The sequence below is a fragment of the Methylobacterium sp. WL1 genome, assembly GCF_008000895.1.
Classification (GTDB): Bacteria; Pseudomonadota; Alphaproteobacteria; order Rhizobiales; family Beijerinckiaceae; genus Methylobacterium.
This window is the reverse complement of the sequence record NZ_CP042823.1, coordinates 804,897-819,954: the sequence shown is the minus strand read 5'-3', so window position 1 is coordinate 819,954 and position 15,058 is coordinate 804,897. Positions and strand designations below refer to the sequence as shown.

The window sequence follows — 15,058 nt, the reverse complement described above, 5'->3', positions numbered from 1 at the left end:
GCGAAGCCGGTCGGGGGATCGCCAACCGCCGCGTCGGGCGCTCGCGGACGGGGCCGCGGCGACGGTCCCCGGGATGGCGGCGCCCGGTCCTTCACAACCTCTTGTCTCGATGGCGCTAAACTTAAGAGCCTGTTAACGAAGTCTTAACGTCGTTTGCCTTGGGGGGCGGCCGGCGTGGTATGAGCGAGGCTCGTGCCGGGCGCGGCCCTGCGGCGGCCGAAACGTGCGAGTGCGTAATCTTGCAATGGCTGCAATCCGTGTTCGGTTCTGAGGGCTCTCCCATCGTCCAGTATGTCGTGATCTTCGCCGTCATCTTCACGGCGTTGGCCGCGATCGTGTTCACGGTGCGCCGCCTGACCGGACGCAGCCTGGCGCTGCCCGGACGCACCCCTGCCCGCGGGCGCCAGCCGCGGCTCGGCATCGTCGATGTCTACGAACTCGACCGGGCCCGGCAGCTGATCCTGCTGCGCCGGGACAACGTCGAGCACCTGCTGCTGGTCGGCGGCCCCAACGACGTCGTGGTCGAGCGCAACATCCAGCGCTCGCAGCGCCCCCTGCCCGAGGCGACGCTGCGCGCCGATGGCGGGTCGGAGCCCCTGGCCGAGCCGTTGCCCGATCCGATGGCCCAGGGTGGCCGCCTCGCCGAGCCGCCCCGGGCGCTCGCCGAGATCGCCGGCCGCCGCTCCGAGCCGTTGTTCGATCCCGGTTTCGAGATGCCGGTCGTGGTGCCGCCGCCGGTGCCGCGCTCCGCCGCCGCCCCGGCGGTCACCTTCCCGCTCGATGTCGGCTTGCTGGGCGGTGACGAGCCGGGCCAGGAGGTCTCGGCCCCGGCCGTCCCGCAGCCCCGCGCAGCCGAACCCTCTGCCCCGTCGCCGCCGCTCCGTGAGACGTTCTCGCCCCGGCGGATCCTGAGCCGCACCGCGCCGCCGCTGGCCGAGCCGCGCGCCAATCCCGCCTCCGAGCGCATGCCGGAGGCCGCCCCCGAGCGCGACGAGCCCGTCCGGTCCGCTCCGACTCCTCCGAGCCTTGCCGCTTCGAGCCTTGCCGCTCCAAGTCTGGCCGCTCCAACTCTGGCCGCCCCAGGTCTGGCCGCTCCAAATCTTGCCGCTCCAAGTCTGGCCGTCCCGACCGAGCGGCGCTCCGTCGATCCGGCGGTGCTCAACGATATGGCGCGGCAGCTCCAGGCCGCGCTGGCGCGCCCCGCCTCGGCGGTGACGCCCGCACCGTCCGCGCTGGCGCCTGAGCCGGTGGATCCCATGGCCGCTCTGATGGCGGCCGCGCCTCCTCCTCCGGCCCCTGCACCTGTTCCGCCCGCACCACCTGTTTCTCCGGTCCCGCCGGCCGCTCAGCAGCTCCAGCCGCCGACCTCCGCGCCCGAGCCGCCGCCGGCCGCGGTTTCGACGCCCGAGCCCCCGGCCTCGAGCCCACCATCACCCGTGGAGCCGACGCCACCTCCGGCGCCTGTCGCGCCGCCGCCGCGGGCTGCACCCGCCGCGCCGCCACGGCCCGAGCCGAAGGCCGCCGGCAACCCGTTCTCCGTGGAGGAGATCGAGGCCGAGTTCGCGCGCCTGCTGGGCCGGCCCCTCGACAAGCGCAACTGAGATCACGCGTTGACGGACGGTTAACCAGTTTTGGGAAGGGTCGGGCTCCGAGGAGGATCCGATGCTCAACCTGGACGCCCAGACCGCTCAGCGAAACCGCGCCTACCGGGCGTTCAAGCTCGACCGGGCCGGCCGCGTGTTCTCGGCCGAGATCGTGCCGGCCGCCGACGACACGCAGGCCCGCCGCCGCGCCCGGGCCATGGCCACGGACGAGGCGATCGAGCTGTGGGACCGGACGCGGTTCATCGGCCGCTACGAGCCGGCCGCCCAAGCCCGCATGTGAGGGGCGGGCCGCCCCTCAATCGTACGCGCTCTCCCGCATGGCCAGGACGGCGACGAAGCTGAGCACGGCGGCAGCCGCGAGATAGAATCCGACGAAACCGATCCCGCCATAGGCCGCCAGCTCCTGGGCGATGTAGGGCGCCCCCGAGGCGCCCAGGATCCCGGCGAGGTTGTAGGTGACCGAGGCTCCCGTGTAGCGCACCCGGGTCGGGAACAGTTCCGGCAGAACCGCGCCCATGGGGCCGAACACCCAGCCCATCGCCAGCAGGCTGAGGCACAGGAAGCCCAGCACCGGCGGCCAGGTCCCGGCCGAGGCGGCGTTCCCGAGCATCGGACCCATCAGGAAGCCGAGGGCGAACACCGCGGCCATTCCGGAGAGCAGCACCGGCTTACGGCCGAACCGGTCGGCGGCAGCCCCCGAGATCACGGTCCCGAGTGCCATGAAGCAGACCGCGATGCACTCGAACATCAGGAAGGTCGGGCGGCTGTAGCCCAGCGTGCCGGTGCCGTAGCCCAGGGCGAACACCGTCGAGAGATAGAACACGGCGTAGACCGCCACCATGGCGAAGGTCCCGATCAGCACCGCGCCGCCGTGTTGGGTCAGCATCGTGGCGAACGGCACGCGCTCGGGCTTCGCGTCGGTCAGCGCGGCCTTGAAGGCCGGCGTCTCGGTGAGCTTCAGGCGCACGTAGAGGCCGACCCCGACCAGGGCGGCGGAGGCCAGGAACGGCAGGCGCCAGCCCCAGGTCTGGAAACTCTCCGGCGACAGGCCGAAGCTGAGGCAGAGGAAGCCGAGATTGGCCAGGATGAAGCCGACCGGCGCGCCGAGCTGCGGGAAGATGCCGTACCAGGCGCGCTTGCCCGGCGGTGCGTTCTCCACGGCCAGCAGGGCCGCCCCGCCCCATTCGCCGCCGAACCCGATCCCCTGGCCGCAGCGCAGGATGCACAGCGCGGCCGGCGCCCACCAGCCCGCGGTGGCATAGGTCGGCAGGCAGCCGATCAGGACGGTGGACAGGCCCATGATCAGCAGCGAGGCGACCAGCGTCGCCTTGCGGCCGACCCGGTCGCCGAAATGCCCGAACAAAGCCGCCCCGAACGGCCGCGCGATGAACGCGATCGCGAAGGTCGCGAACGCGCTGAGCTGCTGCACCCCGGGCGCCCCCGCCGGGAAGAAGACCGGGCCGATCACCAGGGCGGTCGCGGTCGCGTAGATGTAGAAGTCGAAGAACTCGATCGCGGTGCCGACGAAGCTCGCGGCCAGGATGCGGCCGGGGCTGGCGCTCGGTGCAGCGGCATGCGGGCTCGCGGTCTCGACATTGTGCGGCATGGTCTGACGGAACTCGGGCGGCCGGTGCTGCTTCAGGTTGAGCGCGGCGCTTTCGCACGGGGCGGCTCCGGCGGGAACCCTGAATCCCACCAGCCGGCGGTGTAGCTGTGTGATGCCGCTGCGGCGGCCTTGCGTTCGACCGTCCCCTTCGCCAAGCTGATCGGCCTGTTTTCGAGAGGGATGCCGGCCGCGGCGCCCTCCCCCATCACTTGAGTATCGCGATGAGAGTCACCGTCGAGCGCGCGGCCCTGCTCAGGTCGCTCGGCCACGTGCACCGGGTCGTCGAGCGCCGCAATACGATCCCGATCCTGTCGAACGTGCTGCTGCGTTCGGAGGGATCGAGCCTCCAGCTCCGGGCGACCGACCTCGACATCGAGGTCACCGAGAGCGTGCCGGCCGACGTGGCCGATCCCGGCGCCACCACGGTCCCGGCGCACGTGATCTACGACATCGTGCGCAAGCTGCCCGACGGCGCCCAGGTCTCGCTGGAGACCGGCGGTGAATCCGGCCAGATGACGATCCGCTCGGGCCGGTCGCGGTTCGCGCTCGGCGCCCTGCCGGAGGGCGACTTCCCGGATCTGGCCGCCGGCGAGATGCCACACGGGTTCGAGATCGCGAGCGCCGACCTGAAGCGCCTGATCGACAAGACGCAGTTCGCGATCTCCACCGAGGAGACGCGCTACTACCTCAACGGCATCTACCTGCACACGCTGGAGTCCGAGGCCGGCCCGGTGATGCGCGCGGTCGCCACCGACGGCCACCGCCTCGCCCGGGTCGAGATCCCGGCCCCACAAGGCAGCGTCGGGATGCCGGGGGTGATCGTGCCCCGCAAGGCGGTCGCCGAGATTCAGAAGCTCCTGGACGATGGCGGCGAGACCGTGGCGGTCGACCTGTCTCCCGCCAAGATCCGCCTGCGCTTCGCCGGCGGCCTGACCCTGATCTCGAAGCTGATCGACGGCACCTTCCCGGACTATCAGCGGGTGATCCCGGCCAACAACGACAAGCGGCTGACCGTGGAGCGCGACGCCTTCGCCAAGGCGGTGGACCGGGTCTCGACGATCTCGTCGGAGCGCGGCCGCGCCGTGAAGCTCGGGCTCACCGAGGGGCGCCTGGCGCTCTCGGTCAACAACCCGGATTCGGGCAGCGCCACGGAAGAGCTGGACGTCGATTACGAGGCCGCCGGCCTCGATATCGGGTTCAATGCCCGCTACCTGCTCGACATCACCGCGCAGCTTGAGGGCGACACCGCCCTGTTCAAGCTCGCCGACCCGGGCTCGCCGACCCTGATCCAGGATCGCGAGGGCGCGCCGGCCCTGTACGTGCTGATGCCGATGCGGGTGTAGTCGCAGGCTGTCATGCCGAACGCCGTGATCCTCGATCCAACTCGGGAAGCCTTGCGCGATCGTCTGATCACGGCGGGTCGCTTCGGTTCGCCGCAGGAAGGGATCGCGGCTGGCGTCGCGCTGCGGCTCCAGCACGAGGATCGCCTCGCGACGATGCCTGAGGCCTGGCGGAAGGGCATCGAGAGCGGAGATGATGAGCCGCTCGACGTCAGGCCGGATGCCTTGGGCGCGCGCTATGCCGCCATGGAAAAGGCCGGCCCTTGAAGCCGGTCGTTTTGTCACGACGAGCCCGAACCGATCTGCGCGCAATCGGTGCCGTCATCGTGGCTGACAATCAGACGCGCGCCGGCAGCTGCGTCTCGGAGCTGCGCGATTCGACCGAAGTCCGTCGCTCGGTCGTTAGCCGATGACGGACAGGCCCGCGCCGAAGATTGCTCTCACTGTACGGATCCTCATATTCCGATCTTGCCTGATCCTTCATCGCACTCCCGGCGACCGCATTTCGATCGGGCGCGTGCTGCATTCAGAGCGCGATCGCTCCACCTTGCCGCCTTATGAGTGAACTCGACGCCGCTGGATCCACGCGCCTGACCCGGCTGATCGCCCGCGACTTCCGCAACCACGCCGACCTCGAACTCAACCCCGGCGCCCGCTTCGTCGCGCTGGTCGGCGAGAACGGTGCCGGCAAGACCAACCTGCTCGAGGCGATCTCGCTGTTCGTGCCGGGCCGGGGCCTGCGCCGGGCGGAGTTCGCCGCCATGGCGCGCGTCGACGGCCCGGGGGGCTTCGCGGTCTCGCTCACCCTGGATCGCGACGGCGCGGAGCATCGCCTCGGCACCGGTCTCGAGCCGCCGGGGCCGGACGGGCGCACGAGCCGGCTCTGCCGCATCGACGGCGCCCCCGCTGCCTCGCCGGTGGCGTTCAGCGAGTTCGTCCGGGTGGTCTGGCTGACGCCGGATCTCGACGGCCTGTTCCGTGGCGCCGCCGGCGACCGCAGGCGCTTCCTCGACCGCCTCGTACTCGCGGTGGATTCCGGCCACGGTGCCCGGGTCTCCGCCATGGAGCGGGCGTTGCGCTCGCGCAACCGGCTGCTGGAGGACCGGCCCGACGACGGCCGCTGGCTCGACGCCGTGGAGCGGGAGGTGGCCGAGCTCGGGGTGGCGGTCGCGCTTGCCCGCCGCGAGACCGCCGAGCGCCTGGACCGGCTGATCGCCGAGACGCGCGACGATTCCCAGCCCTTTCCCTGGGCGTCGATCCGCCTGGAGGGCGACCTCGACGACCTGGTGGCGGTCTGGCCGGCGATCGAGGCGGAGGATCGCTTCCGGCTCGCCCTGCGCAACGGCCGCAACCGCGACCGCGCCGCCGGCCGCACCCTCACGGGGCCACAGACCACCGATCTCGTGGTCCGCCACGGCCCAAAGGACGTCCCGGCCGGTACCGCCTCCACGGGCGAGCAGAAGGCCCTGCTGATCGGCTTGGTCCTGGCCCATGCCCGCCTGGTGCGCGCGATGAGCGGCATCGCTCCGATGATTCTCCTCGACGAGGTCGCTGCGCATCTCGATCCGCGCCGCCGGGCCGGCCTGTTCGAGGCCCTCGACGCCCTCCCCGGGCAGGTTTGGATGACCGGTGCCGACCCGGCTGCCTTCGCGCAGGCGGGCGACCGGACGGAGGTGCTGCGGATCGGGGGGTGATCGGGATCGCGGCCGACCGCTCCAGTTAGAGCGGAGGGAGCGCGCCGCGCGTCACCGCCGGGCCGCGGCGGCCAGGCTGGCGCGGTCGACGACCTCGATCGCGCCGCGCCGGAGCTCGATCAGGCCGGCCTCGGCCCATTGCGCGAGAATGCGGCTCACCACCTCGCGCACGCTGCCGACGTCGTCGGCGAGCGTCTGGTGGGTGACCATGGCGACGCCCCGGGGATCGGCTTCGGCCAGGATCCGCTGGGCCAGGCGCTGCTTGAGCGGGGCGAACGCGACCGCGTCGATCAGCGTGAACAGGCCGGACATCAGCCGCGTGTAGTCGTCCATGACGAAGCTGCGGAAGGCCGCGCTGTCGTCCATCAGGTGCTGGAACGTGCCCACCGGCAGGGCTGCCAGCTGGGTCCGTTCCTCGGCCACGCTCTCCGCCGGAAAGGTGCCGCCGGACAGGAGGCATTGCGTGGTCAGGGCGCAGGTGCCGCCCGGGCCGACCTTGTAGATCAGCACCTCGCGCCCGGCCTCCGACATTCGGAAGACGCGCGTGCGCCCGTCCAGGCACATCAGGTAGTTGGCGCATTCGCCATCGAGCTCGTACGCGGTGGCACCCGTCTCCAGCACAGGGAACTGCACGGTGCCCCGGGCGAGTTGCAGGTGCGCGGGGCTGAGGGCGCGCATCAGCGGAAACCGGTCGATCCAGCGCTCGACCATCTGCGCGTCCGTCATGGCTGGCGTCACCCTCCGGCCGCGACGATGGCGGATCGTCCGGCGCGCGTTGCGTTTTTCTCCCACCGTGCCGGACTTGTGTGACCTGGGTCACCGACCGGGTTCGGCGGCCCGGCATAGCATCGCGGCCCAACCAACACGATACGGGGCCGGCTCCGCCCGGCCCCCGATGGGAGTGAAAAGATGCGCCGCCTCGCCCTGAGCGTCATGCTGGCTACACTCGCCGCCAGTCCGGCCACGGCCGAGCAGGATCTGCTGCTCGGGGCCGACATGGCCTCGCCCGCGATGACACAGGCCGAGATGAGCCGCGCCGACGTCGAGGCGATGATCGCGGCCGCCGATGGCAAGCCGATCGATCTGCACGACAAAGCTTTGTCCGGCCTCGACCTGTCCGGGCTGAACCTGCATGGGGCCAACCTGCGGACCGCGCGCCTGAACAAGACCAATTTGCGCGGCACCGACCTCAGCGATGCCAACCTCGAACAGGCGTGGTTCCTGAAGGCCGACCTGTCCGGCGCCAAGCTGGCGGACGCCAGGATGTTCGGCATCACCGCACGGAATGCCGATCTCACCGGCGCCGACCTCAGCCGGTCCAGGCCGATCGGCGACTTCAAGGGCGCCAATATGAGCGGCGCGACGCTCGTGGACCTCAAGGGCGGCGCCGACATCAAGAACCAGTCCATGGGGCTGATGCGGGCGGTGTTCACCTCGGTGAATCTCACGGGGGCGAACCTCAAGGGGGCCAACCTCGGGCGATCGCGCCTGGAATACGCCGACTTGAAGGATGCCGACCTGACCGACGTCGTGCTGATGGGCTCGGACTTGTCCGGGGCAAACCTGACCGGGGCCACGGTGGCGGGCACGGACTTCAAGAACGTCGATGTCAGCGGCGCCCGGCTGATCGACCTCAAGGGTCAGGACCGCGCCAAGGACTGGGCCGGACGCGTGAACGCCGACCGGGCCGTCGTCACCCGCGCGGCACCCTGACCGGAGCGCTCACCAGAGCTCTCACCGCCGAGACGGCCTTTCGCGCATCGTACCGGATCTCAGAACCGGCACGACGCGCGCGGTCCTCAATCCGCATCGTCGTTTTCTGAGAGTGGGCGGCCACCGTTCGGAACGATGCTTGAATGCGCATCATCACCGGGCTTCGCGACGCGGCCTCGGGATGATCCGGGTGGTGTCAGCACCGACGCGGCACAGCCCGAGCACCACCAGCCAATTCCTGGGTCCCGAGGGCCGCAGACATCTTGGAAGCGCCGGCGCTCTTGGTCCGAACCGCCGCTACCGCGTGGGCCGGGAGAATACATTATCCGAACCCGGTCCAAGGCGGGAAATTTCTACCACAATCAACCGGCGGTTGTCTTATTGCGCAGCAACGTTGTCGGTTATAAGGAACCTATGTTTGTCAAGCTTCCGTTACGATAAATATCGGCCGAAAAATTCCTCGTGTTAAAGCCAGCGTCAAATTTTTATAAGCTCAAAATCAGATGGATTGGCGACAGCTCACATGGTTAATGCTTAGCTTCTGTCGTATTATAATAATATGTGCACAGCCATCGACGCCGCTATCCGCCCGAGCCCTGTTGTGCTCTGGCGCGATTCGATCGCGGCGATGCCGACGCAGCGCTCACCCTGTCGCTTTTTGGCGGTGGAGCGCTGGGTGCGGCTCCGGCACAGCGCCCTCGACTTCATCGAACGGTTTGGCGACGAGGCGCACGGGCTCGGTTGGACGACGGCCGATCTGTTCGGCGTCGACCCCCACTTCGGCACACGTCGGACCAAGCGGTGCGGCGCGCTGATGGTGGACGGCCGAGCGGTGTATCGGCTCGAGCTGCACAGGGTCAGGTTCACCATCAGCTCGGGGTCGGGAAACAGGTTCGACCAGCAGGCTGGCGTCCCGGTCTGGGAGTTCGCCGGGAACGGCGCCGCGCTCGGCTGAGGGAGCGGACGTGGAGCGGGTGGATAGGGCCTGAACGCGCAGTTTGCCCGCGCCGGCCCTATGATCTGCGCCGCGTTCGACGATTCATCGAGAGCGGCGAGTGGCTCTGCCGTCTACTCGTGCGGGCTACGCTGTTCACGGAGCGCGCTGCTGCACCCGGGCCAAGGCCGGCCCCGAGTGCGTCTCCCCCACCGCTGGGACCGGCGGATTCACGCAGCGGTGGCGGACGAGGCGCGAGGCCCCGCTCCCGTTCGGGAGCGGGGCCTGTCAGCCCAATGAGAGCCGATCTCTGAAGGTCGTAGCCCGCAGAGGGGATGGGTGCGTTACGCCGCCCGCACGGTGGAGAGGAAGCGGGACACTTCGGCGCCCAGGTGCTCGGACTGACGCGACAGCTCTCCGGCGGCGTTGAGCACCTGGCTTGCGGCGGCGCCGGTATCCTCGGAGGCCTGGGCCACGCCGGCGATGTTGCTGGTCACCTCGTTGGTGCCGGTGGCGGCCTGGGCGACGTTGCGGACGATCTCCTGCGTGGCGGCGCCCTGCTCCTCGACGGCCGCGGCGATCGAGGTCGCCACCGAGTCGATCTCCCGGATGCGCGCCGTGATGCCCCCGATCGCCGTGACGGCCTGGCCGGTCACGCCCTGGATCTGGCCGATCTGCTGGCTGATCTCCTCGGTGGCCTTGGCGGTCTGCGCAGCCAACTCCTTCACCTCGGAGGCCACCACGGCGAAGCCGCGGCCGGCTTCGCCGGCGCGGGCGGCCTCGATGGTGGCGTTCAGGGCCAGCAGGTTGGTCTGCCCGGCGATGTTGGAGATCAGGCCGACCATATCGCCGATGCGGGTCGCCGCCTGGCTGAGCGCCTGCACGAGATGATGGGTCTGGTCCGCCTCGCCGACCGCCGACTGGGCGAGTCCGGCCGATCCGAGTACCTGCCGGCCGATCTCCTGGACCGACGAGCCAAGCTCCTCGGCGGCGGCGGCCACGGTCTGGACGTTGGCGGCGGCTTCCTCGGCGGCGGCGGCCACCGTGGTGGATTGGGTGGCGGTCTGGGTGGCGCTCGCCGTCATCGACTGGGCGGTCGCCTGCAAATCCGTCGCCGAGGACGAAACCAGGCCGACGATGCCGCCGACGGCGCGCTCGAACCCGTCGGCGAGCTCCAGCATGGTCTGCTTGCGCGCAGCCGCTGCCGCCTCCTCGGCAACCCGCCGGACCTCGGCCTCCTCGGCGGCCTTGCGGGCGACCATCGCCTTGATGCCCTCCACGGCTTTGCCGACGGCGCCGATCTCGTCCTTGCGGGCTGCCTCTTTGATCTCCGCCTCGATCTCGCCCTTCGCCATCCGCTGCAGCACGGCGACCAGGCGGTCGAGCGGCCGGGTGATGCCGACCATCGCGATGAACGCGGCCAGGACAGCGCCGGCGAGCATCCCGAGGGCGCTGACGATCATCAGGCTGAGGCGCGTGGCATCGGTCTTGGCCGACAGGTCGTTGGACCCCCTCTGCATGAAGTCGTTGATGTCGTTGGACAGCGCGTTGCCGTCGACCATGAGGGTCGAGAAGGTCGGATCGATCGCGGAATGGACCAGGGCGATCGCCTGGTCGTTCTGGTTGCTGGTGCCGAGGCGGCGCACCTCGGTGACGTCGGTGAGGAACTTGTTGATTCGCATCGCCAGCGCGTCGATGCGCGGCGCGAAACTGGGCGCGTGGTCGCGCAGCGACTTGAGCGTTTCCTTCAGGTTCGGCACTGCGGCCTCGAACCCCGCGTTGGCGGTCCGGATCTGGTCCGCGTCGGTCTCGGCGATGATCCGATAGACGAAATAGTTGAGTTCGAAGACGAATCGGTTGAGGCGTCGGCCTTCGGCTACCGCGACGGCCTCGTCGTTGATGAACGCGCTGTAGGCGTCGTCGATCTGGCTCATGCGTGACTGAGCGTACCAGACGCAGCCGCCGACGATGACGCCGATCAGAGAGACGACCGTGATCAGCTTGGTCAAGATCTTGAGGTTCGACAGGCGCAGCATGTCTGTTCGGGTCCGTCGGTCTGGGGTCGGGCTGGAGCCCAGGTGAATGCTCCGTGTATCATGATTCTATTAATCTGGCCCTAAGGTCTGCTATTTTTCTGTCACAGGACAAAATTTGAGGTATTATTCGCATAATACAGTTTGAATACACATGTATTCGCAATTTTAGAACCAGAATTTCGCACAATATATTTGAAAGTTTCTCATAATTGCGCCGATGAGCGCATCATCAATGTGTCAAAAAACTTGAATTTACTTTCAGGTATCAGGAACCAATGTACAGGCTCGGCGCGGCGGTTGTCCGGAGACCGCGTGGGGTTGCAGCGGACGGTCGGCCCTTTCCCCCGGGCCGAGGCGGCGCCACATAGACCGCGTCCCGAATGCTTCGACGATCCCGGAACCGCTGCCGCATGTCCAAGCCCATCCACGCCATGATCCGCGTTCGCGACGAAGAGCGCGCGCGGAGTTACTACGCGCGCGCCTTCGGCTTCGAGGCTGCGGACCGCTACGACTTCGACGATTTCACACTGGTCTACCTGCGCGATCCGGCCTCTCCGTTCGAGCTGGAGCTCACGGTGAACAAGGGCCGCGACACGCCTTACGACCTCGGCGACGGCTACGGCCACATCGCCGTCGTGGTCGACGACGTCGAGGCCGAACACGCCCGCCATCTCCGCGAGGGCTTCCCGGCCACCGACGTGAAGACCCTCAAGCACGGCGATACCGTGCTGGCCCGGTTCTTCTTCGCCACGGACCCGGACGGCTACAAGATCGAGGTCATCCAGCGCGGCGGACGCTTCGCCTAGAGTTGTTCCCGACCGCGTTGCCATCAGGACCGGCGCTAAGTCCCTGATCCAACGCGCTCGCTGACGCCGAACCGGCATCCGCTTTCCGCGGCGCACGCTTGCAACGTCCCGCCTTCCCCCACGCGACACATCCGAGCCACATGCCCGAGACCACCCGCATCGTCTGCATCCGCCACGGCGAATCCACCTTCAACGCCGCCCACCGGCACGGGGGCGGCGATCCCGGCCTGCTCGACGCCCGCCTGACCCCGCGAGGTCAGGCCCAGGCCCGGGACGCGCGGGAGCGACTGAAGGATATCCCGTTCGAGCTGGTGGTGATCTCGCCGCTGACCCGGGCGATCGAGACCGCCGCGATCCTGTTCGGCGAGCACCCGAACCAGCCGCGGGTGCTGGTCGAGGTGCTGCACCGGGAGTGCCAGGAGAGCAGCTGCGACGTCGGCCGGGCCGCCTCCGAGATCGCCGCCGAGTTCCCGCATCTCGATGTCGGCCACCTGCCCGAGGTGTGGTGGCATGCCGAGCCCGGCTGCGAGGTCGGCGGATACCCGGTAGAGCCGCGCCACCTGTTCGACGCCCGCGTGGCCGGATTCCGGGAGTGGCTGCGGGGGCGGCCCGAGACGACGATCGCGGTGGTCGGTCACGGGACGTTCTTCTATCACCTCACCGGCACATTCCTGGAGAACTGCGCCTCCATCGAACTGGACCTCGCCGCCGAGCCCGTCCTGGCCTGATCAGGCCGGGATTCGCGCCCGGGCCGCGTCGAGGCGCGCACGGGCGCCGATGAGGTCGATCTCCGGCGCCTGCCGGCCGATCGCCAGGGCAGCGTCGAGGATCGTGCAGGCCCGCGCCCAGGTGTCCGGCACGAACGGGGCCGCGCCCTCGGCGACCTCGGCGGCACAGCGGGCATCCTCGGCCGCGCGCTGGGCCGCCGTCGCCGTGCGGGCGACCGCGGATTGCAGTGCGCCGTCCCGCCAGCGCCGCATGCGGGCGGCTTCCTGCGCCAGCGCGCCGCCCTGCCATTCGGCCGACCGTGCCGCCGCCAGGCCCAGGCTCAGGTCCGGCGCGCCGGCACAGGCCTCGGCATGCTCGGCCATGCCGGCCCGAGCGCAGAGGGGCGCCAGGATCTGCCGGATGCTGTCCAGAGCGAGGCGCCGGGTCCGGGCAGCCTCGACGTCCGGCCGGTCGGCGCTGCCGGACAGCCGCAGCACGAAGGCGATCAATTGGGACCGCGCGTCGTCCGGCATCGCGTCGTTGAGGCCCAGCGCGTAGGCCGCGATCGGCCTGGAGAAGCAGGGTGGGCAATCGGCGCTGGAACGGATCGCCTTGTAAGGCAGCCCGGCGGCCACGATCGCCGCCTCGTTGATGCAGGTTCCGCCATCGGGACCCGGGAAGGGATGCGATCCGGCCAGCAGGCGCCAGTTCAGGATCGTCAGGAAGTCGGCGTGCATCCGCGCTCCTCCGCCTCGAGACGGCAGCGTGACACGCTAAAGCCCTGTTGGCGAGACGATTTCGCTCGCCGGTAAGGGGCTGATCCTGCGACAGCCCGCGCGCTGCCCGGCATCCGCAAACGGGTTTCGACCGTTCGATTGCGGACTCACCCGCCGAGGTTCAGTGCCAGGCCGGACAGCATCGCGACGCCCAGCACCAGCACGAAGGCGGCGGCCACGAGCTCCAGGCCGCCGATGGCCAGCAGACCCGCTTGGCCGCGACCGCCCGCGAGGCGCAGGGCCGCACGCTTGGCGAAGACTGCGAGGCAGGCCAGGGCCGTGGTGGTCAGCGCGGTGCCCACCGCCATCGCCAGGACAGCCAGGATCCCCGCCCCCGGCACCCCCTGCGAGACCGCGAAGACCAGGATCAGCACCGCTCCGGCGCAGGGCCGCGAGCCCGCCGCCAGGACCACGCCGGCGCGGGCGCGCCAGCTATCCAGGCTGTCGAGCGTCCGGGCGTCGGGCAGGTGGGCGCAGCCAGGTCCGCAGGGCGTCCCGAGTTGGACGAGCCGGCCGGCCTTACGCCAGGTCAGCGACAGCCCGACCACGGCGACGAGGGCGAAGCTGGCGGTCTCGATCACGGTTCCGGCCCGGGTCACTCCGGCTGCGGTGGCGTTCAGCACCACGGTGCCGATCCCGACGATCGCCCCCGCGACCAGCGCCTGGAGCAGGGCCGCGCAGGCGCTCAGGGCGCAGCCCCGACGCAGGGCCCGCTCGCCTGCCAGGATGTAGCCGGCGATCACCGCCTTGCCGTGGCCGGGGCCGGCGGCGTGGAACACGCCGTACGCGAAGGCCAGGCCGATCAGCGGCGCCCAGTCGCCGCCGCCCTTCAGCGCCAATACGGCGGCGTTGAGGCTGCGGGAGAAGCTCGCCTGCAGGGCCAGGATCACGCCGCCGAGACCCGAGGCGGCCGGGGCCGCCTCGCGGAAGCCGATGCCGAACGGCGAGCGTGCCGGCGGCGCGGCGATCCCGGGGGCGATGAGCCAGGCCAGCCCGGCTGCCACGAGGGCGGCCAGCACCACGGCGGCGGCCATCAGACCCAACCGCAACCCGAGCCGTCCGTACCGGGGCTGCGCGGCAACGCCGATCCCTACGGACATGCGACCAGGATCCGGCTGGCGAACTGGACTCCGTAGGACGAGGCGGCGGTGAGCGCCTCGAAGAAGGCCTCGGTCATGCCGGGCGAACCGGCTTCGGCGGTCTTGGGCTGCTCCGTCTTCGGACGAGTGACCGTGGCGGCGCAGCCCTGCGGCGCACCCGCGAGGGTGGCCGCGTCCGAGCCCTCCGCGAAGGAGAAGGCGACGAAATACGTTGGGTCGTAGACTTCCAGGGCCGCGACGCCCCTGCCCTGCTGGACCGGCGCCTTGAGCGGCAGCAGAAAGCTCAGCTCCAGCGCCTTGCCCTCAAGGCGCATCGCCGACTCCTTCGGTTCGGCGAAGGCCTGGTCCTTGCCGCCGACCTTCAGTTTCGTGAAGTAGCCGAACTCGGCGAGGTTCTTGGTGTTCTCGGCCGCGAGCCCAGCCAATTCGTCGGGCGAGAGCGTGCCGTCCTTGTCGGTGTCGAGCCCCTGCGTGACGAAGGCGGTGTATTCGGGATCGAAGCTCCAGGTATCGCGCACGCCCACGAGCTTGCCGTCCTGATAGACGAGCTGCGCCTTCGCGGTGACCCAGACATGGGGATGGGCGGACGCGGGCGTGGCGGCGCAGGCGAGGCCGGCGGCCAGGAGCAGGGCGACGGTCTTCAGGGCCGGCTTCGGCACCGGTTTGGGGACGGGCTTGGGGAAAGGCGCGGCGATCGGCATGGGGCGGCGGCACGCTCGCTGCAGAGAGGGGGGACCACGA

At 69.9% G+C, this 15,058-nt stretch carries 15 protein-coding genes; 9 read left to right on the top strand and 6 right to left on the bottom strand.

Annotation, left to right across the window (positions count from 1 at the left end):
- The first annotated feature begins 257 nt into the window (after positions 1 to 257).
- Positions 258 to 1,601 carry a hypothetical protein gene (locus tag FVA80_RS04305; protein WP_246692256.1) on the top strand — a complete coding sequence of 448 codons (1,344 nt, stop codon included), beginning with the start codon at positions 258 to 260 and terminating at the stop codon, positions 1,599 to 1,601.
- A 61-nt stretch (positions 1,602 to 1,662) separates the two neighbouring features.
- On the top strand, positions 1,663 to 1,884 hold the full coding sequence (locus FVA80_RS04300) for a hypothetical protein (protein ID WP_147907569.1): 222 nt from the start codon (positions 1,663 to 1,665) through the stop codon (positions 1,882 to 1,884).
- A gap of 15 nt (positions 1,885 to 1,899) precedes the next feature.
- On the opposite strand, the gene FVA80_RS04295 is transcribed toward FVA80_RS04300, so the two are convergent.
- Entirely contained in the window at positions 1,900 to 3,210 is a 1,311-nt protein-coding gene (locus FVA80_RS04295) for an MFS transporter (protein WP_147907570.1), read from the bottom strand.
- Positions 3,211 to 3,431: 221 nt separating this feature from the next.
- Between FVA80_RS04295 and dnaN the strand changes: the two genes are divergently transcribed.
- The 3 genes from dnaN (at position 3,432) to recF (ending at position 6,244) form a co-directional block, all read left to right on the top strand.
- Positions 3,432 to 4,553 (top strand): DNA polymerase III subunit beta, encoded by a 1,122-nt coding sequence (dnaN, locus tag FVA80_RS04290; RefSeq protein WP_147907571.1) that lies wholly within the window; start codon positions 3,432 to 3,434, stop codon positions 4,551 to 4,553.
- A 12-nt stretch (positions 4,554 to 4,565) separates the two neighbouring features.
- Positions 4,566 to 4,817: a type II toxin-antitoxin system ParD family antitoxin gene (locus FVA80_RS04285; RefSeq protein ID WP_147907572.1), complete on the top strand. Its 252-nt coding sequence runs from the start codon at positions 4,566 to 4,568 to the stop codon at positions 4,815 to 4,817.
- A 290-nt stretch (positions 4,818 to 5,107) separates the two neighbouring features.
- Entirely contained in the window at positions 5,108 to 6,244 is a 1,137-nt protein-coding gene (gene recF / locus FVA80_RS04280) for a DNA replication/repair protein RecF (RefSeq protein ID WP_147907573.1), read from the top strand.
- Between the two features lie 51 nt (positions 6,245 to 6,295).
- Here the strand turns inward: recF and FVA80_RS04275 are convergent, their stop codons facing one another.
- A complete protein-coding gene (locus FVA80_RS04275; protein ID WP_147907574.1) occupies positions 6,296 to 6,970 on the bottom strand; it encodes a Crp/Fnr family transcriptional regulator in 675 nt (224 codons plus the stop codon).
- 183 nt (positions 6,971 to 7,153) lie between these two features.
- Here FVA80_RS04275 and FVA80_RS04270 point away from each other — a divergent pair, with 183 nt between their 5' ends.
- Both FVA80_RS04270 and FVA80_RS04265 read left to right on the top strand, forming a co-directional pair.
- A complete protein-coding gene (locus FVA80_RS04270) occupies positions 7,154 to 7,957 on the top strand; it encodes a pentapeptide repeat-containing protein (RefSeq protein ID WP_147907575.1) in 804 nt (267 codons plus the stop codon).
- A 601-nt stretch (positions 7,958 to 8,558) separates the two neighbouring features.
- Positions 8,559 to 8,912, top strand: a complete 354-nt coding sequence (locus tag FVA80_RS04265) for a hypothetical protein (protein ID WP_147907576.1) — start codon at positions 8,559 to 8,561, stop codon at positions 8,910 to 8,912.
- Positions 8,913 to 9,235: 323 nt separating this feature from the next.
- On the opposite strand, the gene FVA80_RS04260 is transcribed toward FVA80_RS04265, so the two are convergent.
- Positions 9,236 to 10,927 carry a methyl-accepting chemotaxis protein gene (locus FVA80_RS04260; RefSeq protein WP_147907577.1) on the bottom strand — a complete coding sequence of 564 codons (1,692 nt, stop codon included), beginning with the start codon at positions 10,925 to 10,927 and terminating at the stop codon, positions 9,236 to 9,238.
- A 410-nt stretch (positions 10,928 to 11,337) separates the two neighbouring features.
- On the opposite strand from FVA80_RS04260, the gene FVA80_RS04255 reads away from it, so the two are divergent.
- The gene (locus tag FVA80_RS04255) at positions 11,338 to 11,733 is read left to right on the top strand and encodes a VOC family protein (protein ID WP_147907578.1); all 396 of its coding nucleotides are present in this window, start codon (positions 11,338 to 11,340) and stop codon (positions 11,731 to 11,733) included.
- Positions 11,734 to 11,873: 140 nt separating this feature from the next.
- Complete coding sequence (locus FVA80_RS04250; protein ID WP_147907579.1) at positions 11,874 to 12,461, top strand: histidine phosphatase family protein; 588 nt, start codon at positions 11,874 to 11,876, stop codon at positions 12,459 to 12,461.
- On the opposite strand, the gene FVA80_RS04245 is transcribed toward FVA80_RS04250, so the two are convergent.
- From FVA80_RS04245 to FVA80_RS04235, 3 genes are all read right to left on the bottom strand, one after another.
- Positions 12,462 to 13,178: a hypothetical protein gene (locus FVA80_RS04245; protein ID WP_147907580.1), complete on the bottom strand. Its 717-nt coding sequence runs from the start codon at positions 13,176 to 13,178 to the stop codon at positions 12,462 to 12,464.
- Positions 13,179 to 13,324: 146 nt separating this feature from the next.
- Complete coding sequence (locus tag FVA80_RS04240) at positions 13,325 to 14,317, bottom strand: nickel transporter (protein WP_147907581.1); 993 nt, start codon at positions 14,315 to 14,317, stop codon at positions 13,325 to 13,327.
- A complete protein-coding gene (locus FVA80_RS04235) occupies positions 14,308 to 15,018 on the bottom strand; it encodes a DUF1007 family protein (RefSeq protein WP_147907582.1) in 711 nt (236 codons plus the stop codon). Before FVA80_RS04235 ends, FVA80_RS04240 begins: the two co-directional genes overlap by 10 nt.
- Between the last annotated feature and the right edge of the window lie 40 nt (positions 15,019 to 15,058).

What these genes read in the sequence shown, in the direction of transcription:
- FVA80_RS04300 (WP_147907569.1), top strand. Translation starts at nt 1,663, where the DNA reads ATGCTCAACCTGGACGCCCAGACCGCTCAGCGAAACCGCGCCTACCGG.
- FVA80_RS04295 (WP_147907570.1), bottom strand. Translation starts at nt 3,210, where the DNA reads ATGCCGCACAATGTCGAGACCGCGAGCCCGCATGCCGCTGCACCGAGC.
- dnaN (WP_147907571.1), top strand. Translation starts at nt 3,432, where the DNA reads ATGAGAGTCACCGTCGAGCGCGCGGCCCTGCTCAGGTCGCTCGGCCAC.
- FVA80_RS04285 (WP_147907572.1), top strand. Translation starts at nt 4,566, where the DNA reads ATGCCGAACGCCGTGATCCTCGATCCAACTCGGGAAGCCTTGCGCGAT.
- recF (WP_147907573.1), top strand. Translation starts at nt 5,108, where the DNA reads ATGAGTGAACTCGACGCCGCTGGATCCACGCGCCTGACCCGGCTGATC.
- FVA80_RS04275 (WP_147907574.1), bottom strand. Translation starts at nt 6,970, where the DNA reads ATGACGGACGCGCAGATGGTCGAGCGCTGGATCGACCGGTTTCCGCTG.
- FVA80_RS04270 (WP_147907575.1), top strand. Translation starts at nt 7,154, where the DNA reads ATGCGCCGCCTCGCCCTGAGCGTCATGCTGGCTACACTCGCCGCCAGT.
- FVA80_RS04260 (WP_147907577.1), bottom strand. Translation starts at nt 10,927, where the DNA reads ATGCTGCGCCTGTCGAACCTCAAGATCTTGACCAAGCTGATCACGGTC.
- FVA80_RS04255 (WP_147907578.1), top strand. Translation starts at nt 11,338, where the DNA reads ATGTCCAAGCCCATCCACGCCATGATCCGCGTTCGCGACGAAGAGCGC.
- FVA80_RS04250 (WP_147907579.1), top strand. Translation starts at nt 11,874, where the DNA reads ATGCCCGAGACCACCCGCATCGTCTGCATCCGCCACGGCGAATCCACC.
- FVA80_RS04245 (WP_147907580.1), bottom strand. Translation starts at nt 13,178, where the DNA reads ATGCACGCCGACTTCCTGACGATCCTGAACTGGCGCCTGCTGGCCGGA.
- FVA80_RS04240 (WP_147907581.1), bottom strand. Translation starts at nt 14,317, where the DNA reads ATGTCCGTAGGGATCGGCGTTGCCGCGCAGCCCCGGTACGGACGGCTC.
- FVA80_RS04235 (WP_147907582.1), bottom strand. Translation starts at nt 15,018, where the DNA reads ATGCCGATCGCCGCGCCTTTCCCCAAGCCCGTCCCCAAACCGGTGCCG.